The organism is Saccharothrix obliqua (genome assembly GCF_019375475.1).
Classification (GTDB): domain Bacteria; phylum Actinomycetota; class Actinomycetes; order Mycobacteriales; family Pseudonocardiaceae; genus Actinosynnema; species Actinosynnema obliqua.
Genome location: NZ_JAHXGQ010000003.1, coordinates 532,747 through 557,298 on the forward strand (window position 1 = coordinate 532,747; position 24,552 = coordinate 557,298).

19 protein-coding genes are annotated in these 24,552 nt (G+C 73.4%); 5 read left to right on the forward strand and 14 right to left on the reverse strand.

Translation table 11 applies throughout. The features are described 5' to 3' along the window. Positions 1–359 precede the first annotated feature (359 nt). Entirely contained in the window at positions 360–3,371 is a 3,012-nt protein-coding gene (locus KZQ38_RS12080; protein WP_219441220.1) for an AfsR/SARP family transcriptional regulator, read from the reverse strand. A gap of 480 nt (positions 3,372–3,851) precedes the next feature. Here KZQ38_RS12080 and KZQ38_RS12085 point away from each other — a divergent pair, with 480 nt between their 5' ends. Beyond that, complete coding sequence (locus tag KZQ38_RS12085) at positions 3,852–4,451, forward strand: M23 family metallopeptidase (protein ID WP_219441222.1); 600 nt, start codon at positions 3,852–3,854, stop codon at positions 4,449–4,451. Positions 4,452–4,758: 307 nt separating this feature from the next. Here KZQ38_RS12085 and KZQ38_RS12090 read toward each other — a convergent pair whose 3' ends face one another. The 12 genes from KZQ38_RS12090 to KZQ38_RS12145 form a co-directional block, all read right to left on the reverse strand. Next, the gene (locus KZQ38_RS12090) at positions 4,759–5,532 is read right to left on the reverse strand and encodes a class I SAM-dependent methyltransferase (RefSeq protein ID WP_219441224.1); all 774 of its coding nucleotides are present in this window, start codon (positions 5,530–5,532) and stop codon (positions 4,759–4,761) included. Between the two features lie 46 nt (positions 5,533–5,578). Continuing rightward, complete coding sequence (locus KZQ38_RS12095; protein WP_219441227.1) at positions 5,579–6,604, reverse strand: LuxR C-terminal-related transcriptional regulator; 1,026 nt, start codon at positions 6,602–6,604, stop codon at positions 5,579–5,581. A gap of 176 nt (positions 6,605–6,780) precedes the next feature. Further along, the gene (gene lipP1, locus KZQ38_RS12100) at positions 6,781–7,722 is read right to left on the reverse strand and encodes a LipP1 family hormone-sensitive lipase (RefSeq protein WP_219441229.1); all 942 of its coding nucleotides are present in this window, start codon (positions 7,720–7,722) and stop codon (positions 6,781–6,783) included. Beyond that, a complete protein-coding gene (locus KZQ38_RS12105) occupies positions 7,706–9,859 on the reverse strand; it encodes a N,N-dimethylformamidase beta subunit family domain-containing protein (protein WP_219441231.1) in 2,154 nt (717 codons plus the stop codon). Before KZQ38_RS12105 ends, lipP1 begins: the two co-directional genes overlap by 17 nt. Before the next feature lies 1 nt (position 9,860). Continuing rightward, entirely contained in the window at positions 9,861–10,589 is a 729-nt protein-coding gene (locus KZQ38_RS12110; protein WP_219441233.1) for an SDR family NAD(P)-dependent oxidoreductase, read from the reverse strand. Continuing rightward, positions 10,589–11,554 (reverse strand): methyltransferase, encoded by a 966-nt coding sequence (locus KZQ38_RS12115; RefSeq protein WP_219441235.1) that lies wholly within the window; start codon positions 11,552–11,554, stop codon positions 10,589–10,591. Before KZQ38_RS12115 ends, KZQ38_RS12110 begins: the two co-directional genes overlap by 1 nt. 11 nt (positions 11,555–11,565) lie before the next feature. Then, on the reverse strand, positions 11,566–12,678 hold the full coding sequence (locus KZQ38_RS12120) for a zinc-binding dehydrogenase (RefSeq protein ID WP_219441237.1): 1,113 nt from the start codon (positions 12,676–12,678) through the stop codon (positions 11,566–11,568). Between the two features lie 370 nt (positions 12,679–13,048). Then, complete coding sequence (locus KZQ38_RS12125) at positions 13,049–13,915, reverse strand: branched-chain amino acid ABC transporter permease (RefSeq protein ID WP_219441240.1); 867 nt, start codon at positions 13,913–13,915, stop codon at positions 13,049–13,051. Positions 13,916–13,929: 14 nt separating this feature from the next. Continuing rightward, complete coding sequence (locus tag KZQ38_RS12130) at positions 13,930–15,093, reverse strand: ABC transporter substrate-binding protein (protein WP_219441242.1); 1,164 nt, start codon at positions 15,091–15,093, stop codon at positions 13,930–13,932. Positions 15,094–15,117: 24 nt separating this feature from the next. After that, a complete protein-coding gene (locus KZQ38_RS12135; protein WP_219441244.1) occupies positions 15,118–16,854 on the reverse strand; it encodes a branched-chain amino acid ABC transporter ATP-binding protein/permease in 1,737 nt (578 codons plus the stop codon). 2 nt (positions 16,855–16,856) lie between these two features. Further along, positions 16,857–17,570, reverse strand: coding sequence for an ABC transporter ATP-binding protein (locus KZQ38_RS12140; protein WP_219441246.1), 714 nt, complete (start codon positions 17,568–17,570; stop codon positions 16,857–16,859). A 498-nt stretch (positions 17,571–18,068) separates the two neighbouring features. Further along, complete coding sequence (locus tag KZQ38_RS12145; protein WP_219441248.1) at positions 18,069–19,973, reverse strand: primary-amine oxidase; 1,905 nt, start codon at positions 19,971–19,973, stop codon at positions 18,069–18,071. Between the two features lie 141 nt (positions 19,974–20,114). On the opposite strand from KZQ38_RS12145, the gene KZQ38_RS12150 reads away from it, so the two are divergent. Continuing rightward, positions 20,115–21,221: a histone deacetylase-like amidohydrolase gene (locus KZQ38_RS12150; protein WP_219441250.1), complete on the forward strand. Its 1,107-nt coding sequence runs from the start codon at positions 20,115–20,117 to the stop codon at positions 21,219–21,221. Positions 21,222–21,431: 210 nt separating this feature from the next. Here KZQ38_RS12150 and KZQ38_RS12155 read toward each other — a convergent pair whose 3' ends face one another. Then, on the reverse strand, positions 21,432–22,280 hold the full coding sequence (locus KZQ38_RS12155) for a helix-turn-helix domain-containing protein (RefSeq protein WP_219441252.1): 849 nt from the start codon (positions 22,278–22,280) through the stop codon (positions 21,432–21,434). A gap of 102 nt (positions 22,281–22,382) precedes the next feature. On the opposite strand from KZQ38_RS12155, the gene KZQ38_RS12160 reads away from it, so the two are divergent. The 3 genes from KZQ38_RS12160 (at position 22,383) to KZQ38_RS12170 (ending at position 24,551) form a co-directional block, all read left to right on the forward strand. Continuing rightward, positions 22,383–23,030 carry an NAD(P)-dependent oxidoreductase gene (locus KZQ38_RS12160; protein WP_219441254.1) on the forward strand — a complete coding sequence of 216 codons (648 nt, stop codon included), beginning with the start codon at positions 22,383–22,385 and terminating at the stop codon, positions 23,028–23,030. 133 nt (positions 23,031–23,163) lie between these two features. Continuing rightward, positions 23,164–24,009, forward strand: a complete 846-nt coding sequence (locus tag KZQ38_RS12165; protein WP_219441256.1) for an NAD(P)-dependent oxidoreductase — start codon at positions 23,164–23,166, stop codon at positions 24,007–24,009. A 23-nt stretch (positions 24,010–24,032) separates the two neighbouring features. Then, the gene (locus tag KZQ38_RS12170; protein WP_219441258.1) at positions 24,033–24,551 is read left to right on the forward strand and encodes an SMI1/KNR4 family protein; all 519 of its coding nucleotides are present in this window, start codon (positions 24,033–24,035) and stop codon (positions 24,549–24,551) included. The last annotated feature ends 1 nt before the right edge of the window (position 24,552 follow it).

The window sequence follows — 24,552 nt, forward strand, 5'->3', positions numbered from 1 at the left end:
CAGATGGCGAGGAAGGGGAGTGGCCAGACGTCGAGTCTTGTGTGTACTCGGTCGTTTGTGTTCGGGGTGTCCTGGCGGGCTTCTTCGATCTGGCGCTTCATGCGTTGTTGCATCCGATTGCCATGACCACAATGGACTGAACGGACCAACAGGGACGTGACAAACCCCATGTAACGCGATCTTTCGGACAATCCGGCAACCCGCCGGGTTGGTGCGTTATAGGGCCGCGTCACGTCTCGTAAGACCTGCAGCGGGCGACGGCCACAGGGTGAAGCCTTCCGACGCGAAGACCTCTACGACGGGCTGCATCGTGATCACCCGGCGAGTGTCGCGCAACCCGCCCTGCATCCCGAGTCGACTCAGTCGAAGCTCGCCAGCAGGCGTTCCGCGCGGCTGGTTTGGTGTTCGTCCCCGGCTCGGCGGGCGAATGCCAGGCCCTCCTCGACGCGTGCTCGGGCGGTTTCGTGGTCGCCGCCGGCGCGTAGTGCCTCGCCCAGGTCGACCAGCGCGATGCCGATCATCGTCAAGTCGTCGATGCGGCGCGCGGTCGCCACCGAGGTTTCCAGCAGGGCCACGGCGGTCCGGTGGTCGCCTCGCCTGCTGTGGATGGTGGCCATCTCCTGGAGCACCAAACCCTCATCGCTCTCGTCGCCGCCGCTTCGCGCGGCGTCGAGGGCGGTTTCCAGCCACTGCAACGCGGCTGCGTCGTCGCCCAGTTCGCGGTGTGCGATGCCGATGATCCGCGCGGCGTGGGTTCGGGCGCCGTCGTCGTTCGACTTCTCCGCCAGGGCGAAGGCCCGGGTGCCGGCTTCCAGTGCGGCGTCGTGGCGGCCTACCAGGTTCTGGACGGCGGCCAGGTTGGCTACGATGATCGACTCGTTGCGCTCGTCGCCGGTCGTGGCGATCAGGCGCATGGCGGCCTCGTAGTGCTCGGCGGCTTCGGCGAAGGCGCCCATTCGGTGGTGGACGGTGCCCAGGTTGGCCAGTGCCACGCTCTCGCCGTGCGTGCTGCCCACCGAGCGGTGCAGTTCCAGGGCGCGTTGGTTGTGCACGACGGCGTCGGGCAACCGGCCCGTGTTCGCGTACGCGCTGGCCAGGTGGGTGCGCGTCTCGGCCTCGGCCACCTGGTCGGCCAGCCGGATCGCGCTCGCCAGCGCGGCGGTGCCGGTGGTGATCCAGTCGTCCATGTGCCTCGCCCGCAGGAAGTAACGGGTGAGGGTGTGGGGCAGGTACCAGCCCTCGGGCAGGTCGCGGGCCGCGGCGTAGCGGCACACGGCGACCAGGTTCGCGCGTTCGGTTTCCAGCCACGCCAGGGCTTCGTCCGCGGTGCCGGGCACCGGGTACCGCTCGGTGTTCCGGTCGGGCGGTGGGTCCAGCCGGCGGCGGTGCGGGTCTACCAGGTCCACGCATTTCGTCGCGGTGGCGCAGTACCAGTCGATGGCACCTCGCACGTCGGCGTCGCCGGCCAGTTCGGCGGCGTAGGAGCGCAGCAGGTCGTGCATCTGGTACCGGCCGGGTCGATGTTCTTCGACCAGGTGTGCGCGCACCAGCGCGTCCAACGCGCGACGCGCCTCGCGGATCGGCGCACCCAGGAGTGCCGCCGCGGCGAGGATGTCCACGTCCACGCCGGGACACGCGCCCAGCAAGCGGAACGCCCGCGCGGGCACGGGTTCCAGCACCCGGTACGACCACGAGAACACCGCGCGCACCGCGCTGTCGGGGTCGTCGCTGTCGAGCAGGTCCAACGTCGTGTCCTCCGGCAACTCGCCGGCAGGCCGACCGGTCAGGCGCTCGGCGGCGACGCGGATCGCCAGCGGCAGGTGCGCGCAGCGGCGGGCCAGTTCCTCCAGCAACGCCGTGTCGGCCGCCGCGGTACCGAGGACGCGGCGGAAGAGTTCGACGGAGTGGTCGCGGGTGAAGCGGTTGACGACGATCCGCCGCGCGCCGTCGCGGGCGACCAGCCCGGCCAGGTCGTCGCGACTGGTGACCAGCACCAGGCCGCGTGGCGCACCGGGGAGCAGCGACCGCACGGCGGTGACGTCACGCGCGTTGTCCAGCACCACCAGCACCCGCTTGTCGGCCAGCAGCGACCGGTACAGCGCGGACGCCTCCTCGACCGACGTCGGCACGGCGTCCGCACGCACGCCCAACGCGCGCAGGAACCGGCCGAGCACGCCGACCGCGGGTTCCGGCTCCTCCCGGCTGTAGCCCCGGAGGTTGGCGAACAACGCGCCGTCGGGGAACAGGTCCGCCAGTTCCCGGCTCCACCGCACGGCCAGCGCGGTCTTGCCGACGCCCGCCGAACCGGTGAGCACGACCACCGCTCCCCGTTCCGCGAGCACGGCGTCCAACTGCGCGCGCTCGACGTCGCGCCCGACGAAGTCGGCGACGTCCGGCGGGAGCTGCGCGGGCACGAGCGAGGTGGTCCGGTGTTCGGCCTGGAGAGCGGCGACCAGCCGCTCCAACGCCGGCCCGCCGGTCACGTCGGCGAACGGCCGCCCCCGCCACAGCCCCGGCGCCGCGGTGTCGCGGAACAGGTGCAGGTCGACCAGCTCACGCGGCAGGTCCAGCCGGTACCCCGAGGACGTGGTGGTGATCGCCACGTCCGGCTCGTCACGCAGCAGTTTGCGCAACCGCGACACGTACACCTGCACGGTGCCGCGTGCGTCCGACGGCGCGGTGTCGCCCCACAGGTACTCGACCAGTCGTTCGCTCGGCACGACGGTGCCCGCGTGCACCGCCAGCAACCCCAGCAGCGCGCGCTGCTGGGGACCACCCGCGCGACGCCCGCGCACCTCGACCGGTCCGAGGACCCGGATCAGCGGGTCGTGGCGGTCGACGGCGGGCGCGTCCAGTCCCGGGTCGGCGGCCAGCACCGCCCGGTGCAGTTCCCAGAGCGCCGGCGTGACGTCCAGGCCCAGCTCGTCGCGCCGCACCCGGCGCGCGTCTTCGAAGGCGGTCAACGCCTCGGCCTGCCGGCCGGACCGGTGCAGCGCCAGCACCAGCCGGTGGACGAACCGGTCGTCCATCGAGTGCTCCGCGGCGAGCACCCGCAACTCGGGCAGCAGTTCCTCGTGCCGACCTAGGCGCAGTTCGGCGTCGAGCCACGCGCACTGGGCGGACAGGCGGCGTTCGACCAGGCCGGGCACCACCGCGTCGCGCAGCTCGTCGGTGACGCCGCCGAGCACCGGTTCGGACCAGAGATCCAGCGCGGCACGCAACTGCCGCACGGCGTTCCGGTCGTCGCCCGAGCCCGCCGAGCGGACGCGTTCGTCGAACTCGACCAGGTCCAGTTCGCCGGGCCCGACGTCGATCCGGTAACCGTCGCCGTTGCCGTGGATGCCGGGGACGAGTCCGCGTAGTGCGGACATGTGGTTGTGCAATTGGTTGCGTGCGGACGTGGGTGGCCGTTGCCCCCATAACAGCCGCACCATGCGATCGAAGGGCACTAATCGCCCGTGTGACAGCAAAAGTGCGGCGAGGACGGTTCGTCGCTTGCGCCCGCTCACCGCCAACACCGCGTTCCCACGCCGAACCTCGACCGGACCCAGCAACCGGTATCGCACGCGCCCCCCTGAGCCACCACGAACCGGCCCGATGCTAGAGCGGTGCGCAAGGCGCGCCAAGTGGCTGTTCGGTGTCCGTTCAGGAGTTGTTCGGTGAGGCACGTCGCCGCTGGTCGGCGGGCATGGCGGGAGGCGGAGCGGCGGGTTGGCGGCGTGCCGGAGAGTGATCTCGTCTCCGGGGGAGCGGTTCGCGGGGGGACCGGGCGCCCGCGACCTCGGGGACTCCGGCCGCGGGCGTCCCCGGTCCTGTCGCCCGCGGTTTTCGAATCAGGGAGGGATTTGAAGATGTTGTCCTGGAAGCGCATGGCGTTGGTCGCCGCCGCGGTGGTGGGCGCGAGTGCCATGGTCGTGTCGCCGGCCTGGGCCGGTGAACCCACCGCGGTCACGTCCGGGGACTTCGAGGCGGTCGAGGCCATCGAGGACCTGGGGGACGATGCCGCCATCGCGGCGGCGCCCAAGTTCCAGGCGCCGTTCAAGTGCGGGCAGAAGTGGAAAGGGACCACGTACAACGGCCACTGGCCGAACACGAACAGCCGCGACTTCTGGCGTTCCGGGGGCGCGACCAAGGGCCAGCCGGTCCTCGCCGCGGCGGCGGGGAAGGTGATCGAGGCGAAGTACGGGAGCAGGCAGGGCTGGGGCGTCTCCATGGACATGGGTGGCGGCTACAAGACCTACTACTTCCACCTGACCGCCAAGCCCAAGGTCAAGAACGGCCAGAAGGTGAAGCAGGGTCAGCTGCTGGGCTACGTGGGTGACACCGGGCAGGCCAAGGGAAGCCCGCACCTGCACTACACCGTCACCAAGGACGGCAAGGGGATCAAGCCGGTCTTCAACGGCAAGACCCACCAGCCCAACGACGTGATCACCAGCAAGAACTCCTGCTGACAGGGGGGCAGTGCGCGGGGTGCGGCCGGAACCCGGTCGCACCCCGTCTGCCGTCCCGGGGGGCGGGGGGACCGCCGCGCGGCTGGTGGAGGGGGCCGTGAGCCGGCGAGGAGGGGGCTGCGGCGCGGCTGGTGGAGGAGGCGGTGGGCCGGTAGAGGGGGCTGCGGTGCGAGGCTGTGGAGGGGGCCGCCGCGCGCCGGTCGGTGGGGGAGGCCGTGCGCCGGTCGAGGAGGGGCTGCGGCGCGCCGGTCGAGGGGGGAGCGGTGGTGGAGGGGGTCGTCGCGCGCCGGCCGGCGCCGGCCACCGGTCACGCGTGGGCGAAGGCGAGCAGGTGCGCGCTGGCGTTGACCAGCAACGGGTCCTGGTCCACCAGGCGCGCGCAGTGCAGTGCCGCCGCCACCCGCGCGTCGAACTCGTCGATCCCGGCCACGTCCAGCGCGGGCCACGCCGGTCCTTCCACGCCGTGCACCGCCACGTCGCCGAACCCGGCCGCCGCGACCTCGTCGGCCAGTTCACCCGCCGTGTGCCAGTGGGTCTCGGTGAAGCCCACGTGGCCGTCGTAGCGACCGGTCGCGATGACCCCGGCCACGGGACCCAGGAGGTCCGGCCCCAGCACGCCCGACGTGCCGGTCTCCAGAACGGAGAGGTACCGACTGATGGCCGCCGCCACGAGCAGGCCGCCCGCGCGCAGGACCCGCCGCGCCTCGGCCAGCGCGCGTGCGCGGTCGTCGGCGGACACCAGGTGGTACAGCGGTCCGAGGAGCAGCACCACGTCGACGGAACCGTCGGGCTCGGCCAGGTGCCGGGCGTCGCCGACGGAGGCCGTCACGCCGGGCAGCCGCGCCGCCTCCGCCACGTGCGAGGGCACCACGTCCACCAGGTGCACCGCGTGCCCGTCCTCCGCGAGCCACCGCGCGTGCACACCCGTGCCACCGCCCACGTCCAGCACGCGCACCGCGCCGGTCAGCCGCGCCCGGACCAGCTCTCGCGTGCGCAGGAACTCCAGCCGCCCGTGCGGTGAGCGCAGCAGGCGTTCGCGTTCGGCGGGCGCGTCGGCGTAGTGGCGTGGCAGATCGGTCACAGCATGATCGTGGCCGACCGGCGTGGACATCGCCACCGGGTATTGCTCAGATCCAGTACGGGTCCGCGCCCCGCGTCAGCCGCGCCAGCGAGCCGACGCCCGCCGGGTCCGACGACGGCCGCACGAAGCCGGCGCGTGCCGCGATGCCCGCCGCCTCACCACGGGACTGGCAGTCGAGCTTCGTCAACAGCCGCTCCACGTAGGTCTCCACGGTCCGGCGGCTCACCACGAGGCTCTCCGCGATCGCCTGGTTCGACAGGCCCGCGACCAGGCCGGTGGCGATGTCCAGTTCACGGGCGGTCAGGCCGGACGGGTTCTCGAACGGCGCGCACGCCGCCACCACACCGCTGCGCGGACCGTCCACCACGCGCAGCAGCCGGACCCGGTACCAGCCGTCCTTGGTGGGCCACAGGAACGGCACCGTGCGCACGCCGAGCGCGGCGAACGAGTCGGCCAGCGCGCGCAACGCGGGGTCGTCCGCGAACGGCGCGGGCGCGCGGCCGGACACCGGGCCGTGCGCGGGCGCGAGCCAGCTCGCCGTCCACTCAGGACCGAACCAGGCGTCGAAGTTGGGGCAGTACAGCGGGTCCACGCGGCGGGCCAGGGCGGTGCCGACCTGGCTGACGAAGTGGCGCGTCTCCTCGTCGAACGCGCCGCGCACCGGTGCGTTCGCGTGCAGCACGCCGACCACCTGGCGGCCACCCGTGCGGAGGGCTGCGGAGAGGCCGGACTCGAAGCCGGCGGGGCGCAGGCGCTCCTGGTAGTGCGGTGAATCGCGGAAGTTGTGCGGCATGTCGTCCATCAGGAGCGGCACCGCGGAGTCGAACAGCTGGCTGCCCCAACGGGTGCGCGGCAGCCCGTGGGCTAAGTCGTGGCTGATCGAGCGCTGGTAGCCGTCCTCGGCCATGACCACGAAACCCCGGGACACCGGGTCCCAGCCGGTGACCTGGACGGCGCACATGTCGGGCATCACCGTGCGGAGCGCGTCGAACACCTCGCCCCACTCCACGGCGGCACCGCTGCCCAGGGCGGAGCCGATGCGCACCGCCGAGGCCACTTTCGTGGTGTCCATCGCGCCTCCTGTGTAGGCGCACAACTTACGGCGTTTCGCCGGATCCGGGCAATACCGACCGCCCGCGGCGCGGGTGGGGGTGCGCTGCGGGTCAACGGGGGTTCCCGGGCGGCAAACCGCCGCACATCACCCGGGTGGTCGATCACCTCCCCGGTCGTGCCGCGACCCGGCGGCGGTCATCGGATGACTTCCTGCGCGAAGGCGGCGCGCAGGGCGGCGGCGGCTCGGGCGTGTGCCTTGGCCGAGATGCTGAGCTGCTCGGTGAGCAGGGCGAAGAAGCCGTGGATCTGGCCCTCGTAGCGGATGAGGGTGACCTGCACGCCCGCGTCCAGCAGGCGGTGCGCGTACTCCTCGCCCTCGTCGCGCAGCGGGTCGTACTCGGCGGTCAGCACGAGCGCGGGCGGCAGGCCGCCGAGGTGCGACGCGGCCAGCGGCGCCAGGTAGGGGTCGTCCAGGTCGGAGGGGTCGCGCGGGTACTGGCTGAAGAACCACTCCATGTCCGCCCGGCTGAGGAAGTGGCCCTCGCCGTAGTCCACGTAGGACGGCCGGTCGCCGGGCGGCGCGGTCACCGGGGACGCGAGCAGCTGCAACGCGATCGGCGGGCCGTCGTGGTCACGGGCCATCAACGACACCACGGCCGCCAGGTTGCCGCCCGCGCTCTCCCCGCCGACCGCGATGCGGCCGTCCACGCCGATCTCCGCGCCGTGGTCGGCGACCCACTTCAACGCGGCGTAGGCGTCCTCGGCCGCGGCGGGGTAGCGGTGCTCGGGCGCGAGCCGGTAGTCCACCGACACGACGACCATGCCGACCGCGTTGCACAGCACCCGGCACGTGCTGTCGTTCTCCTCCAGCGACCCGATCACCCAGCCGCCGCCGTGGAACCACACCAGCGCCGGGAACGGCCCGTCGCCGTGCGGCGTGTAGACCCGCACCGGGATGTCACCCGCCGGTCCGGGCACGACGCGGTCCACCACCGAGTCCACGGGCTCGGCGTCCGGCGACGCGCGCCACGACTCGGCGAACGCGGCACGCAGGTCGGCGGCCGACATGCCGTCCGGAGGGACGAGACCGCTGTGGACCGCGGCTATCACCGCCTTGGCTTCAGGGTGCAGCGGCATCGGGATCGTCCTCCGTGTCCGGTCCCACCCCGAACCACCGCAACACGGCCGCGGTCAGGCGGGAGACGTCGTTGTCGTCCTTGTCGTGGGACAGGGCGGCGCACCAGCCGATCGAGCCGGTCGCGAACACCGCGCCCCCACCAGGTGTTTCGAGCAACGTCAGGTCCGCTCGCCTGCGGTCGAGCGGGTCGCCGAGCGGGTGCGGCGTGGTCGGACCGGTGTCCGCCGACTGGTAGTCGTCGCCGAGCACGGCCCGGCCGAGCAGGGTGATGTTCGGCGGGCTGCCCAGCAGCGGGTCGATGCCGTCGGTCTCGAACGACGCCGCGCCGCCGAGCACCGCGCCGAACCCGCCCAGCGGCGAGGTGATGCCGGCCAGCAGCGGGTGCGGACCCGCCAGCTCGTACGCGGCGCCCGCGGTCAGCCCGGCGGCGGTGGTGCCGATGCCGAACAGCCGGTGCGGTGCCCGACCGCGTTCCTGCCACAGGCCGCCCGGCTCACCGGTCGACGCCAGGTGCAGCTCGCCCGGCTCCGACTCCCACATGCGGACGCCCGCGTAACCACGCCGCAGCTCGGCCAGCCACGGCTTGCGGGGGTGGATCGACGTCACCCAGTACGCGCCGTTGCCGCCCAGGTAGCCGAGCCTGCCGCCGTCGCCCAGGTACGCCTCGGCGGCGTCCAGCATCCGCCCCGTCCAATACTCGGGGTGGCTGCCGGTGACCACCGCCCGGTAGCCGGCGAGCGCCGCCACGCCCTCGGCGTGCAGGTCGTGGTCGGTCACCAGGTCGAACTCGAAGCCCTGCCGCCGCAGCCAGCCGAGCAGGTGCAGGTCCTCGCTGTACTGGTGCGGCGAGGACGCGTGCCGGAACACGTGGTCGTCCCGCACGCCCAGCAACGGCCGCCGCAGCGACGCGGTGGCCGAACCGCTGCCGTCGCGGTGCCGGTCGTACAGGCTGTGCAGGTGGTTGTCCCGCGCGAACGGGGCCGCCACCTCCGCCGGGTCCTCCGGCAGGAACGGCATGTGCACGTGTTCCAGCGCGTACGCCAAATAGCTCAACGTGGGCACCAGGAACGCCAGCCGCGCCGTGCGCTCGCGCGGCCGCACGAACAGCGGCAACCGGTCCACGCCCTCCTCCGACGCCAGCTCGACGGCGTAGCAGCCGCCCGGCAGGTCGTCGGGCAGGGTGAACTCCAGCACCGGCGCCCAGCCGCAGTCGGCCAGGTCGTCGGAGTGGAAGTGCACCGCCGAGTAACCGCGGTCGGCGTACCGCCAGTCCAGCACGTCGCCGGACCAGTCGTGCCCGGTGACCGCGCGCAGCGGCTGGTTGTGCAGCTTGCCGTGCCGCCCGTCCACCAGCTCCAGCACCGCGTCGCCGCCGATGTCGTGCGACAGCTCCCAGTGCGCCCGCGCGCCGAGGTGCCACGCGGACCGCGTGTCGGCGGCCAGCCAGTCCAGCTCGGTGCGCAGGTCGGCGAACACCGTCGGGCCGTCCAGCTTGCCGTCGAAGTACCCGCCGCGCCGCCCGCCCGCGCACCGCGCGGCGAACCACATCGGCGCGGCGCCCTGGACGAGCGGTCCCGCCGGGGGAGCGGTGACCACGGTGTACGCCTCGTCGGCGAGCCGGTCGCGCGGGCGGACCTCCAGCCGCAGCCCCGCCTCGCCGTACCCGCCGACCACCAGGTACCAGCGGCGCGGGCGCAGCACCGGCCCGGCGACGTGGACCACGCCCTGCTCGGTGCGCACCGCGAACTCCGGCGCGCCGTCCGCGCGCAGCGCCAGCTCGGCGTGCGGCCCGTCCTCCGCGTCGCCCTGGCTCATCAGGCCGGCGCGCTCGGCCGGCCGGGCCGTCGGCCACACCCACACCGCGAACGACACCGCCGCGCCGAGCGTCGGCGGGCGCGGCACCAGGCCGTAGGAGCCGTGCGCGAAGTCCTGGTGCGGCACGGTGATCCGCGCCGGGACGTCGACGTCCACGGGTGTCCGCACGGGCGCGGAGCCGTCGTGGTCCACGCGCAGCACGCGCACCGCGACGTCCGGTGTGGTGGAACTGGCGTGCACCGACACGCGCTCGCCGGGCCGGTAGTTCAACCGGTCGGTGTAGCCCACGACGGGGGCCCTGGTGTGGTCGACGAGAGCCACGTCAACCCCTCAGGAGCTGGCCGCCGTCGATCGGCAGCACGGTTCCGGTGATGTGCCGCGCCTCCAGGGACGCCAGCAGCAGCACGGTCGGGACCAGGTCGTCGGTGTTCGCGAGCCGCCCCAGCGGGATGCGCTCCAGCCACGGCGCGCGTGCCGCCGGGTCGTTCATGGCCGCCGCGGTCAGCGGTGTCTCCACGGGGCCGGGTGCGACCGCGTTGACCCGGATGCCGTGCGGGGCCAGTTCCAGCGCCGCCGAGCGCACCAGGGCGTTCATCGCCGCCTTGGTGGCCTCGTAGTGCCCGAGGCCCACCGTCGGCTGCAACGAACCCGCCGACGAGATGTGCACGATCGCGCCGCCGCGCCGGGCCGCGATCATCGCCTCGCCGACCGCCTGGGTGACCAGGAACGTGCCGCGCACGTTCACCGCGAGCACCGCGTCCAACGCCTCCACGGGCAGCGACAGCAGCGGACCGGCGCCGCCGACCACGCCCGCCGCGTGCACCAGCACGTCCAGCGGCCCCAGCTCCGCGACGGCCTTCGCCACGCCCGCCCGCACCGACGCGGCGTCGCGGACGTCCATGTGCACGCCGAGCCCGCCGAACTCCTCCACCGTCCGGGCCGTGCCGATCGGGTCCACGTCGGCGACCGCGACCCGGTGCCCGCGCCCGGCCAGCGCCTTGGCGATCGCGCCGCCGATGCCGCCCGCTCCTCCGGTAACCAACGCCACCATCACACGGCCTCCGCGATCACGACGCGCGGGCTGCCGGGCAGCGCGCGGGTTTCCCGCACCCGCCAGCCCGTTTCGGCGAGCCAGGCGCGCACTTCGTCCTCCGGGTGGACGACCGTGCCGTCCACGACGCTGTACTCACCCGCGATGGCCGGGTCCAGGGCACGGTCGTCGGCGGGGTCCAGCAGGAAGTCCAGCACCAGCAGCGTCGCGCCGGCGTCGACCACCGCCCGCGCGGCGCGCAGGACGGTCTTGTTCCGCTCCGCGTCGAAGCGGTGCACCACGTGCTCCAGCAGCACCGCGTCGTACCGGCCGGGCACCTCGTCGGTCAGCGGATCGGCCTCGTGGAAGGAGATCCGGTCGGCGAGGTCGGCGTGGACCGCGTCACGCACCTTGGCGACGGTCTCCGCGTCGGCGACGAACGCGCCGGTCAGCTCGGGGTTGCGCTTGGCTGCCTCGACGAGGAACGCCGACGACAGGCCGCCGAGGTCCAGCACGTGCCGGTGCGCCGAGAAGTCGTAGTTCTCGGCGAGCATGACGGCGTGCAACGCGTTGTAGGTCTGCACGCCCTTGCGGAGCACGTCGAGCTTGCTCTCGTCCAACTCGAACGGACCGGGGCGCGCGGTGCGCATGGTCTCGGTGTAGTGCACCCAGTGCGGGTAGCTCAGGGCGTCCCAGAACGCCAGGTGCGGGCGCAGGTCCAGCCCGTTGCGGCCGGCGAGGTAGGTCTCGGTCGCCGGTGTGTTGGCGTACTTGCCGTCCCGGCGTTCCAGCAGGCCGACGCCGACCATGGCGTCGGCCAGGACGCGGGCGGAGCGCTCCGGCAGTTCGGCGCGCTCGGCCAGTTCGAGGCTGGTGGCGGGTCCCAGGGCGAGGGCGCTGAACACGCCCAGCTCGCTGGCCGCGAACAACTGCTTGGCGGCCATGTAGCCGGTCGCCACGTTGAGCAGCGGAGTGGGGTCGGTCATGGCGAGGTCTCCTAGTCCAATCCGGGGTCGACGACGGCCTTGACCGCGGCCATCGACTCCATGTCACGGATCGCCTGCTCCGCACCCGACAGGCCGACGGCCGGGGAGAACATGGCGTCCCACTCGAAACGGCCCGCGAAGGCCGACAGGAAGCGCAGCGCGCGGGCCAGGTCGCCCACGTCGCCGTTCAGCGAGCCCACGACGGTGATCTCGCGGCCCAGCACCACGTCCATGGGCACCGGCGCGGCCTGTGGGCCGGCGATGCCGACGACGACGTGCGTGCCCCGCTTGCCGCACATCAGCACGCCCTCGCGGTTGGCGGTCGGCGCGCCCGCGAAGTCCAGCACCAGGTCCGCGCCCCGCGCGCCGGTCAGCTCCTCGACCTGGGCGACCCGCTCGTCCGGGTCGGTCACGTCGGTGACGTCGATGGTGGCGTCCGCGCCGAACTTCGCCGCGAGCGCCAGCCGGTTCGCCGGCCCGCCGAGCGTGATGACCTGACCCGCGCCCGCCGCGCGGGCGTACGCGGTGGCCACCAGGCCGAGCGGCCCGGCGCCCTGCACCGCCACCGTGGAGCCCGGCTGCACGCCGCCCGCGTTGGCGAACGCGCGGACCACGGTCTTCACCGCGCACCCGGCGGCGGCCGCCCAGTTGTCCGGCATGTCGGGCGCGAGCACGATCCGGTCCGCGCCGGGCGGCAGGTAGGCGTACTCGGACAGGCCGCCGATGGCGTACGGCCAGCGGTCGGAGCGCTGGGAGAACCCGTAGCCGCGGTGGTCGCACAGCACCGGCTCGCGCAGCACGGTGCAGCCGGCGCAGTGCCCGCACACGGACTCCGACCAGACGACCCGGCTGCCGATCTCGACGGGTCTGCCGAACGCGTCCCGCCCGGAGTGCGCGCCGAGCGCTACGACCTCGCCCGCCATCTCGTGACCGAGGATGATCGGGAGCGGGATGAACGGCATGACGCCCGCCCACAGGTGCGCGTCGGTGCCGCACAGGGTGGTGCTGGTGATCCGCACGATCGCCGCGCCCGGCGGCAGTTCCCGCGGCAGCGGCACCTCGACGAGTTCGAGCGGTGCGTTGAACTCGCGCAGCACCGCCGCGCGAGTCGCGGTGGGGTGCATCTACGCCTCCCGGCTGGTGAGGTCGGTGGAGGAACGGGCCCCGACGCTCGTTCGCCCGCGGTTCTGGGGTGGGTGCGTGGTGTGTCGCGCTGCGGAGGGGTGGGGCGTGGCACTGGTTCGCCCGCGGGGTGGGGACGGGCGTGGGGTGGGCGGCCGGCCCGGGGTGTGTCGTGGTGCGGCGGGGTGGGGCGCGGCACCGGCTCGCCCGCGATCCTGGAGCGGGTGCGGGGTGGGCTCGCCGGTGGGCGGCGAGGCCGGGGTGTGTCGTGGTGCGGAGAGGCGGATCGCGGAGGGGCGGGGGGCGCGCCGGAGCGCGGTACGTCGCCGGCTCGCGGGCGGGTCGTGGCGCATGGGTAACCCCTTCGGTCGGTCAGGCCATGGAGTCCCAGCGGTCCCGGCGGCGGGTCCACAGGAGGACCACGAGGATCACCAGGAACGGCAGGACGCCGCGGTACTGCTGGAGGGCGACGACGGTGCTGGCGAGGCCCTGGAGGACGCCCAGGGCCACGCCGCCGACGAACGTCCACGCGAAGCTGCGGAACCCGCCCACGAGGGCGGCGGCCAGGGCGGGGGTGATCAGCAGCGCCTGCGAGCCGAAGTCGCTGGCGAGCTGGGGCGCGACGATCATGATCGCCAACGCGCCCGCCGCGCCCGCCGTGCCCCACACCACCATTGACAGCCGGGGCACCGGGATGCCGATCAGCTCGGCGGTGGTGGGCCGCTCGGACAGCGCGCGCAGCAGCAGGCCGACCCGCGTGCGCCGCAGCAGCACGGTGGGCAGCACGGCGAACAGCACCGCGAGGGCCATGGTGACCACCGCGGTCCACGTGATCACCACGCCGCCCACCGTCGCGACCGGGCTGTCGAACGGGCTGGGGAACCGGTGCGGGTGCTGCCCGCCGAACAACCGCAACCCCACCGCGACGAGGCCGGTGAAGACCGCGATGGTCACCGCGGCCTTCACCCCCTCGCCCGCCTCGGAGAACCAGCGCACCATCACCGCACCCAGCCCCATGTGGATGACGGCGGCGCCGGCCAGGCCGCAGACGACGGCCGGGAACAGCGGCAGACCCGCCTCGTGCAGCAGGACCATCCCGAACGCCCCGAACGCGCCGACGGCGGCCTGGGCGAAGTTGACCACCGCGACGAGCCGGTACGTGAGCAGCGTGGACAGCCCCATCAGGGCGTACGCCCCGCCGGTCACCAGCCCCGCGACGGCCGCGGACAGTTGCAGCACGACAAAGCCTCCGGTCAGGCGTTGGGCACGGTGACGAACGTGTCGTCCACGACGACCCACCGCAGGCCGGTGAGGCGGACGATCTTCGACGCCTGGTTCGGCGCGTGCGCCTCACCGGGGCCGAACTCCCACGGCGTGCCGAGCATCGGGTCCTCGATGGGGGTCATGTCGCGCAGCGCGGCGTTGACCGAGTCGCGGGTGACCTCGCCCTTGATGGTCTTGAGCACCTCGACGAGGAACTTCGCGGACAGGTAGCCGCCCTGGGAGAACGCGGTGGCCGCCGCGCCCGCCCGGGTCACGGTGTCCCGCCAGCCCTTGTTCGCGAGGCTGTCCGAGGTGAACGGCTCGAACTCGCTGCCCGCGTACACGTTGAGACCGAGCCCGCCGACGGCCTTCGCCACGCTGTCGGTGTAGGCCGGGGCCAGCAGCAGGAAGTCCACGTCCTGCATCCCCTGCGTCTTCGCGGCCTGGAGCCAGGGCACCACGAGCTGCTCGGACGGGTTGAACAGGATGGCGTCGCAGTCGGCTTCCTTGGCCTTCAGCAGGTACGGGGTGAGGTCACCGCTCTGCGGCACCGTCATGTCGTTGACCCGCAACGCCTGGCCGCTCAGCTTCTCCCACCGCGCCAGGGCTTCCCGGACGGCGTCCTCGTCGCCGGGCAGCAGGGCGGTGAAGTTGCAGATCGCCTTGTCGCCGAGCTTCTGCGTGGCGTGCAGCAGCACGGCGGTCATCAGCGTGAACGGGCCGACGTTCACGGGTGCGATGTTCGGGCTCTGGAAGCACTTCGGCGTCGCGGCGACCGCCATCACCGAGCTGATCTTCTGCTGCCGGTAGAAGCCGTCGTTGACGGCGCAGTCGGTGAAGCTGGCGGAGCCCGCCATGGCGACCACGCCCGCGTCGGCCAGCTCGCGCGCCACCTGCGCGGTGCGCTGCGCGTTGCCCGCGTCGTCCTTGACGATGTACTCGATCTTCTTGCCGTTGATCCCGCCCGACTCGTTGACGTCGTCGAAAACGCGCTGAGCGGTCTTGGCGACCTCCGCGGTGATGAACTGCCCCGTCAGACCGGCGACGGCGCCGATCTTGATCGTGTCCCCGTCCCCGCTGCCGCAACCCGCGAGCACGGATGCGGTCAGCGCGGCCGTGGCGAAGACGGCTCCCGCTGTGAGGTGCTTTCTCATCTAGAGTGTTTCCCTTCGGGTGTTTCAGTGGGCTGCGGTACCCAGGTAGGCCGCGACGACCGCGGGGTCGGCCAGCACCTCGTCGGGTGGCCCGGAGGCGATCACCCGTCCGAAGTCCATGACCACGACCGAGTCGCAGGTCGAGCGGACCAGTTCGATGTCGTGCTCCACCAGCAGCACGGCGGTGTCGAAGCGCTCGGGGATCTCCGCCAGCCGCCGTTGCAGCAGCTCGGTCTCCGCGCTGGAGTGACCCGCGGCGGGCTCGTCGAGCAGCAGCACGGGCGGGCGGCCCGCGGCGAGGCCCGCGACCTCCAGCAACCGGCGGGTGGCGACGTCCACCGCCTCGATCGGCACGTCGGCGGCGGGGCACTCGAACAACGCGAGCTGTTCGTCCACCTCCTCGGAGGTCAGCGACTTGCCCGCCGCGACCTGGAGGAACATGCCGACGGTCAGCCGCTCGGGCACGCGCAGCTGCTGGAAGCTGCGGCGCAGGCCGAGGCGGGCGCGGCGGTGCGCGGGCAGCCGGTCCACGGGCGTGCCGTCGAGCAGCACCTGCCCGGCGTACCGGTCGGTGAACCCGGTGACGGTGTTGATGAGCGTCGACTTGCCCGCGCCGTTCGGACCGACCAGGCCGACCACGTGCCCCCTGGGCACGGCCAGCGAGATGCCGTCGTTGGCGGTCAGCGCGCCGAACCGCACCGTCAGGTCGCGCACCTCCAGCACGGGCGTGGCGTCCGCGGTCTGCCGGGGCTGGCGCAGCCGGATCGGCACCAGCGGTTTCGGGTTGGCGTGCGGGATGGGCAACGCGTCCATCCGCGCGGCCCGCTTGCGCCGGCGACGCGCGCGCATCAGGTCGGTCTGGCTGCCACCCATGCGCAGCACCTGGACCGCCCCGATGCCGAAGAACAGGGCGGCGAGGTCCTGGGGGATGCCGAGCGCGTCGAGCAGCACCGGGAACAACGCGCCGACCAGGCCGCCCGCGATGGCGCCTTCGACGTTGTTGGTGCCGACGAACAGGGCGATCGCGAAGAACGACACGGACGCGAGCGCGGCGAAGTTGCCCGCCGTGACGATGCCGAGCTGACCCGCCATCAGCCCGCCGCCGACACCCGCGAGGAACGCGCTGAGCGCGAACGCCGTCAGCTTGCCCCGGGCGACGCTGATGCCGTGCGCGGCGGCGGCCCGCTCGGAGTGGCGGATCTCCACCAGCGCGCCGCCGGTGCGGGTGCGGTCCAGGTAGTGCAGCCCGACGAAGATCAAGGACACGACGATGACGGTGAACACGAAGAACTGGCTGTCGGTGGTGAAACCCGCCGGCCGCTGGACGAAGTCGTAGTCGGCCTGGCCGGGGAACGGCAACCCGGTGAACACGACGTCCAGCGCGGTGGCGAAGGCGAACGTGGCGACCGCCAGGTTCACGCCGCGCAACCGCAGCGCGGGCAGCCCGATCAGCACGCCCGCGCCGGTCGCCGCGAGCCCGCCCAGGACGAGCCACAGGTAGAAGCCGCCGGGCACGCGCGCCACGTTCGCCCAGCCGACCACCCACGCGCCGATCGCGGCGAAGCTGAGCTGGCACAGGGAGATCACCCCGGCCCGGCCGGTGATCAGGCCGTAGCTCTGCATGAACACGGTGCTGATGGCCGCGCCGGTGAGGATGAAGGTGAAGTTGTTGTTGGCGAACCCGGCACCGGCGGCGGCGACCACCGCGGCGAGCAGGAGGCCGAGCACCACGGGGTGCGGCTTGCGGCGCAACACGTCCACGCTCAGACTCCGGTCTCGGACGGCGTGCCGCCCAGGTAGAGCGCCCGCAGCAGGTCCTCGTCGGCACGCAGCCGCCGCCCGTCGCCGGAGTGCACGACCTCACCGCGGGCCAGCACGTAGGCGCGGTCGGCGATGTCGAGGGCCAGGGCGGCGAACTGCTCGACCAGGAGCACGCCCACGCCGCCGTCGGCGAGCGCCCGCACCGCCGCCGCCAGGCGGGCCACCACGATCGGCGCGAGGCCGAGCGACATCTCGTCGATCAGCAGCGCCTTCGGCCTGCCCAGCAGCGCGCGGCCCACCACCAGCATCTGCTGCTCACCGCCGGAGAGCAGACCGGCCGGCGCGTCGATCTGCTTGACCAGCTCGGGGAACAGCTCGAACACCCGGTCCGGGGTGTCGCCGCGGCGGCAGGCCGCGCGCAGGTTGTCCAGGACGGACATCTCGCGGAAGACCGTCCGGTTCTGCTCGACGTGGGCGAGCCCGGCCCGCGCGCGTCGCCACGCCCGCAGCTTCTCGATCGGCCTGCCGTCGAGCCGGATCACGCCGGAGGACACCGGGATCGCTCCGGAAAGGCCCTCCAGCAACGTGGTCTTGCCCGCGCCGTTCGCGCCCAGCAGCACGGTCACGGAGGCCGCGTCGACGCGGAGCGAGACGCCCCGCACGATGGTCAGGCCGGACCGGCCGACCGTCACGTCCTCAACGGACAGCACACTCACCGATTCCACCGTCCTGTCGGTACTTCCGGGTGGTTCGGCCAGGGTGGTACCGGCGGGGTCGGCCGCCGGTCCGTAGAAATACGGAAGTGCCGGGTCGGAAAAGCGGTCCCGGCGGTCGCCCGGTGGCGTGCCCGAGCACCGCCGCCGGCTTTCCGCGCCGGTCAGGGGCGGGTGCGGGGGGAATTCCGCGGCGCGCGGCCGACAAATCGCGGGCCCGGTCCGCCGTGCACGATTTGGTAACGCGAGTGTCACCCTCCGGACATGCGCGTGCATATGCATCGTCGAATGCGCGGGGCCGGTGTGCGGGCCGCGCGCCGCTCGACCGGGCGGGCGCGGCCTCGCGGGTGCGGTCGGCGCACCGGCGGCACCCGGTCGCAGCACCACCGCGCCCGGCGGGTGTGAAGCCGGGTGTGATCGGCCCGCGGACGGCGAAGCGCCCGATGCCGGGCGCGTGGCATCGGGCGCTTCGCGGCCGTTCACCGGCCGCTCAAGGCGGAGTCAGTGCGCGCAGTGGCATTCACCCGACGGGCAGTGGCGGCACGCCGAGAAATCCGGCAGGTCGAGCGTGGGATTCCGGTCGACGAATCCGAGCGGCCGGAACATGAATCCGCTGTAGTCGACCGGCATCACCGGCCAGTCCTCCGGCCGGGGCAGGTGCGTGGGCCCGAACACGTGCCACAGCACGAGGTCCTCGTCCACCAGCGGCCGGTCCTGCGCGGACCACGCGGGCAGGCCCGCGCCGCCGGGGTGCTGGTCGGGGTACTCGCCCGCCGGGTAGCGCTCGTCCTCGTGGAACCGGGTCACCCACAGGTGGCGGGTGGCGAAACCGGCGCGTGCCGACACCGTCGCGTCCGGCTGGGCCAGCAGCGTCGGGCCGGGCTTGGGCACGAGCTGGTAGGCACGCGGCTTGCCGAGCCGGTTCACCGCGTCCGCGCTGCGCACGACCCACGTCCGGCCGCGCATCGGGTCGGCCAGGCGTGCGGCGTTCGACTCGCGGTCCAGCACGGTCGTGGTCGTGGTGAACGCGTTGCCACGCGGGTTGTCCGGCCCGGTGGGCACGCCGACGAAGTCGACCTCGTCCACCGTGTTCGCCGGACCGGCGACCTCGGTGTCCAGCCGGGCGCAGAACAGGTGCTGGTGGATGGGCGCCATCAGGCCGGGCGCGATCTCCGCGCCGTACGGGTTGTCGCCACCCGCGCCGCAGAACACGACACCGGTCGCCTTGGCCTCCAGCTCGATCGTGCCGTCGAGGTAGAAGTACCAGAAGAAGCCGTAGTCGTAGTTGCCGATCGTGCTGAAGAACGACACCACCAGCCGCCGCGACCGCCGCACGTCCGACGCGCCGGTGAGGATGTTGGTGTGCTTCCACTGCACGCCGTAGTCCTCTTCGTGCATGCAGATCGCCTGGGGGATGGTGACCGGGTGGCCGTGGTCGTCGGCCACCACCGCGTCGAGGTAGTGGATCACGCCCAGGCAGTCGCAGCCCAGCTTCAGCGAGTTGGCGTTCTTGCCGAGCAGGTACTCGCCCGCGTCGAAGTAGCTGATCCAGCTCCGCCACGGCGCGGGGTCGCCGTAGGGCACCACCATCTCCGCCATGGACGCGCGGTGCAGCACCGGGTCGCCGCCGAACGAGATGCGGTGCAGCGTCAACCCCTCGCGCGCGTTGAAGCCGATCCGCAGCCGCCAGCCCTCCCACGTGACCTCGCTGCCCTCGACGGTGAAGCTCACGCCTTCGGGCTGGGTGATGGAGATCGGCTTGAGCGTGGTGCGCGCCGGGACGCCGGTGTAGTTGCCGTGCTCGACGGGCGTGGGCACGTCGCCCTCGTCGGTCACCGCCAGCACCTCGTTGGCGATCAGGTCGACCTCGCACAGCAGGCCCTCGACGGGGTGCGCCCACGGGCTGTCGTCCACGTGGTCGCGCAAGAACGTCAGCGCGCGCAGCACGCGGCGGCCCTCCAGCAGGGGCTCGCCGAAGTAGCCGGGCGACAGCGGCCCGATGAACGTCAGCGACCAGTCCTCGACACCGCGCCGCCGCATGGCCGCCTGCCAGCGCGGGTCGGCCTTCACCAGCTCGGCGCTGCGGTCGTACTCCTCGAACAGGATCGCGGGCTGGCCGTCCTTGGCGGGCTCCAGCTCGCGGTAGGACTCCAGCACGCCCTCGGTCGCGTTCACCACGACCTCGGCGGCGACGCCCGTCGCCGTGTCCAGCAGCACCGCGCGCGCCCGCCGCACCACCGGGTCGCCGGGCCGGTGCGCCCGCACCGACTCCTTGGCCGGCTCCACCGGCAGCACGCTCGGGAAGCGGGTGGTGTCACCCACCTTCCCCGCCTGCACCAGGATCTCGCGGACCCGGGTGATCTCGTCGGCGGTGAACGGGTCGAGCGGATGTGGGCTGTGGGTCATGTCCCGGAGTATCGGCGCGCGCGTGCGAGGCGTCTTGGCCTGCGGCGTACCGGACTTGGTCGCCGGCGCACGTTCACCGGTGATCAAGGGCCGGGCGCTGGAGGACAAGACGACCGGCCGTGCCGCCGTGAGGATTCCGCCATGTCGACGGGTTACGTGTACCACGAGCTGTACGGCTGGCACGACACCGGGACGCACGCCGGGCTGCTGCCGGCGGACCCGCGGCGCGGCCTCCAGCCGTTCCGGCACTACGAGAACGCCGAGGCCAAGCGCCGCGTGCACGAGCTGGTGGTGGCGACCGGCCTGGTCGACCGGCTGACCCGCCTCGCGCCGCGCCCGGCCACCGACGACGAGATCCTGCTCGTGCACACGCCCGGCCACCTGGCCCGGCTGACCGAGGCCGACGCCACCGGCGGTGACGCGGGCGACGGCGGCAGCCCGTTCGGGCCCGGCGCGCTCGGCATCGCCCGCCTGGCGGCCGGCGGCGTGATCCGCGCGGTCGAAGCTGTCGTCGACGGTGCGGTGGACAACGCGTACGCGCTGGTCCGCCCGCCGGGCCACCACGCCCTCGCCGACATCGGCATGGGCTTCTGCATGTTGGGCAACGTCGCCATCGCGGCGCAGGCCGCGCGGCGTTCCCGGGGTGTCGAGCGGATCGCGGTGGTGGACATCGACGTGCACCACGGCAACGGCACCCAGGCGGCGTTCTACGACGACCCGGACGTGCTCACCATCTCGCTGCACCAGGACCGCGTGTTCCCGCCGAACTCCGGGTTCGTGACCGAGCGCGGCACCGGCGCGGGCTTCGGCCGCGCGCTCAACCTCCCGCTGCCGCCCGGCACCGGCAACGGCGGCTACCTGGAGGCCGTGCGCCGGGTCGTGCTGCCCGCGCTGCACCGGTTCCGGCCGGACCTCGTCCTGGTCGCGGCGGGTTTCGACGCGAACCCGGTCGACCCGCTGGCCCGGATGATGGTGACCGCCCGCGGGTACCGCGAGATCGCCCGGATGCTGGTCGGGGCGGCGGCCGAGTTGTGCGGTGGGCGGGTCGTGTTCGCGCACGAGGGTGGCTACGACCCGGTTTACGTGCCGTTCTGCGCGCACGCCGTGATCGAGGTGCTGGCGGGGGTGGAGGAGCCGTTCGAGGACCCGTTCGGGGTGAACTTCGACAACCAGGGCCAGCAGGAGGCGCAACCCCACCAGCTCGCCGCGATCGAGGCGGCGGAGAAGCTGGTCGCCGACATCGGGTGAGCGGAGGGGCCGGGGCGGCGGCCCGGCGCGGGACCGAGGCGGTCGCGGTTGGCTGCCGGGTGGGTGCGGGCGGTTGCCGAGGTGGCTTGTGCGGGCCGGGTCTGGTGGAGCGGGGTCGCCCCCGGTGGGGCGGGCGGAGGCGGCTGGACGGCGGGGTGGCCGGGTCGTGCGGAGCGCGGTCGCCCGCGTGGGGGCGGGGGTGGCTGCCGGTCAGGTGCGGGACAGGCTCGACCGGAACTCGCCGGGGGCGACGCCCGCGCGGTGGCGGAAGAACTTGAAGAAGTTCGCCGGGTCCGCGAAGCCGAGCCGCGCGCCGACCGCCGCCGCGGGCAGATCCGTGTGCGCGAGCAGGCGGCGTGCCTCCAGGACGATCCGCCGGTCCAGGAACTCCTTCGGGCCCATGCCCACGGCGTCCCGGGTGGCGCGGATCAGGGTGCGGGGTGAGTAGCCCAGGTCGCGGGCGTAGTCGGCGACCCGGTGGCGGCCCGTGAAATCACGCTCCACGGCGTCCCGGAACCGCAGGAACGCGTCGTTGTAGACCGGGGCGCGTGCGCCGGACGCCAGGGCCAGCCGGTGCAGCAACGCGCCGAGCAGGTGCGCCAGCAGCCCGCCCGCCGCGGCGGGCGGCGCGTCGGTGAGCGCGGCGTACTCGGCGGCCAGGTGCTCGGCGGCGGTGGTGGCCAGGGCGCGGTCGCGCCCGGTGAGCTGCCAGTGCGTCGGCCCGAACGGGCTCGCCGCACCGGGCGGCGGGAAGTCCGGCTGGAACAGCAGCAGCGGCCCGTCGAACCGGGACCGCGGCTGGAACTGCTGCACCTGCCCGGGGCGCACCCACACCACGCCGCCCGGCCGCAGCCGGTAGGGCGTGAAGTCCACGGTGTGCACCCCGGTGCCCGACGTCACCAGCATCAGCAGGTGGAAACCCGGCCGCTGCGGCCTGGTCAGGTCGTGGCTGGTGCCGGCCCGCGCACGCAGCGCCCGCAACGTGAGCACCTCCACACCCAGGCCGGCGGCGTCGGAGTTCCGGTAGGACACTTCCGGGATGTGTCGTGTTTTCACCATGTCGTGTCCCCCTCCGACCTCGCGCGCGTGTGCGACCGTGGCTTGAATATGCACTAGAGGCGCCGACCGGCGCACACCGTCCACTTTGGAGAAGACCCAGTCATGGCCAAGATCGCCCTCATCGGCGCCACCGGCACGATCGGCTCGCGGATCCTCGACGAGGCGCTGCGCCGCGACCACGCGGTGACCGCCGTCGTCCGCGACACCGCGAAGCTCGACCGGACCGACCCGCGGCTCACCGCGACCGCGGGCGACGTGCTGGCCGCCGGGCAGCTGCCCGGCCTGCTCGCCGGGCACGACGTGGTGATCAGCGCGGTCGGCGGCGGCGACGGCCCCGGCCACCAGGCCACCATCGCACCCGCCGCGAAGGCGCTGGTGGAAGCCCTGCGGACGCTCACCCCCGCGCCGCGCCTGCTGTTCGTGGGTGGCGCGGGCAGCCTGCGCACCGCCGACGGCTCGCGGGTGTGGGACGCGCCCGGCCTGCCGGAGTGGGTGCTCCAGATCATGCACGCGCACGGTGACGCGCTGGACTACCTGCGCGGCGTCACCGACGTGGACTGGACCGTCCTGAGCCCGGCCGCCACCATCGAGCCCGGCGAGCGCACCGGCCACTACCGCACGGGCGTGGACGACCTGGTCGTGGACGCCGACGGCAAGAGCTGGATCAGCGCCGAGGACTACGCCGTGGCGTTGCTCGACGAGGTCGAGCGCCCCGCCAACCAGGGCCGCCGGTTCACCGTCGCGCGCTGAGCACCCCGCGGGTGACCTCCCGCGCCGCCAGTCGTTTTCCCGTTGCACGGCAACGCCATCCGCCCGCCCCGCCGAGATGCGGCGCGCGGGCCCCGGTGGCAGGTTTGCGGTCAGCAGAGGGAAAGGACTTCCAGTGGCGAAGACGGTCGCGGTGCTCGGCACCGGCATGATGGGCGCGGGCATGGCGCGGAGCCTGCTGCGGGCGGGGCTGTCCGTGGCGGTGTGGAACCGCAGCGCGGACAAGGCCCGCCCGCTCGCGGACGACGGCGCGCGGGTCGCCGAGGACCCGGCGGACGCCGTGGCGGGCGCCGACGTCGTGCTCACCGTGTTGTTCGACGCCGATTCCACGGCGGAGGTGGTGCGCGGCCTCGACCTGGGCGAGGACGTGGTGTGGGTGCAGAGCGGCACGGTCGGGCTGGAGGGTGCGCGCCGCCTCGCGGGGCTGGCCGGCGAGGCGGGCTACGTCGACGCGCCCGTGCTGGGCACCCGCAAGCCCGCCGAGGAGGGCGCGTTGACCGTCCTCGCGGCGGGTCCGCTCGCGTTGCGCGACCGCGTGGCCGAGGTGTTCGACGCCATCGGCAGCCGCACGGTGTGGGCGGGTGAGCGGCCCGGCGACGGCCAGCGGCTCAAGCTCGCCGCCAACTCGTGGGTGCTGTCCATCACCGCCGCCACCGCGCAGGCCGTGGCGTTGACCCGCGGGCTCGGCCTGGAACCGGGAGCGTTCCTGGACGCCATCGCCGGCGGCGCGGTGGACAGCGGGTACGCCCAGGTGAAGGGCCGGGCGATGATCGCGGACGACTTCACGCCGTCGTTCGCGCTGGACGGCGCGGTGAAGGACGCCGACCTGGTCCTGGCCGCGATGCGGGAAGCGGGCACCGACGACCGGCTGATGCGCGCGCTGCACGAGCAGTACCGGGTGGCCGCCGACCACAACGGCGGCGACGACATGGCGGCGGTGGTCCGCGCGTTCGGCTCCTGATCACCGCCCGGTAGCCTGCGCGCGTGACGCTCGCCGACGAACGCCCGTTCCCGCCCGCGTTGGCGGCGGTGCACGAGGTCGTCTTCGACTACGAGGACGGCGTGGACTACGAGCCGTACGCGGCTTTCCTGCCCGCCGACGAGACCGGCGACTGGATCCGGGCCTGGACCGGCAACCACGACCTGGACGGCGCGGAGTTCCGGGTGCTCGGGCAGGACGGCACCGGGGGACTGGCCGCGTTCTGGCTGGTCCGCCCCGGTGCGGACGTCGTGGAGCAGCCCGTGGTGTTCTTCGGTTCCGAGGGTGAGCTGTCGGTCGTGGCACGTGACCTGGGCGAGTACCTGTGGCTGCTCGCGGGCGGCGTGGGGCCGAGGGAGGCCGCCGAGTACCCGGACCCCGACGGTCTGCCGCACGAGCACCTGCGTGAGATCGCCGAGCGGTTCGCGCCCGGCCGGGAGCGGCCGACCGCGGACCTGCTCACCGCCGCCCGCGCGGAGTTCCCGGACTTCGAGAGCACCGTGACCGCCCTCTGCCGCTACTGAC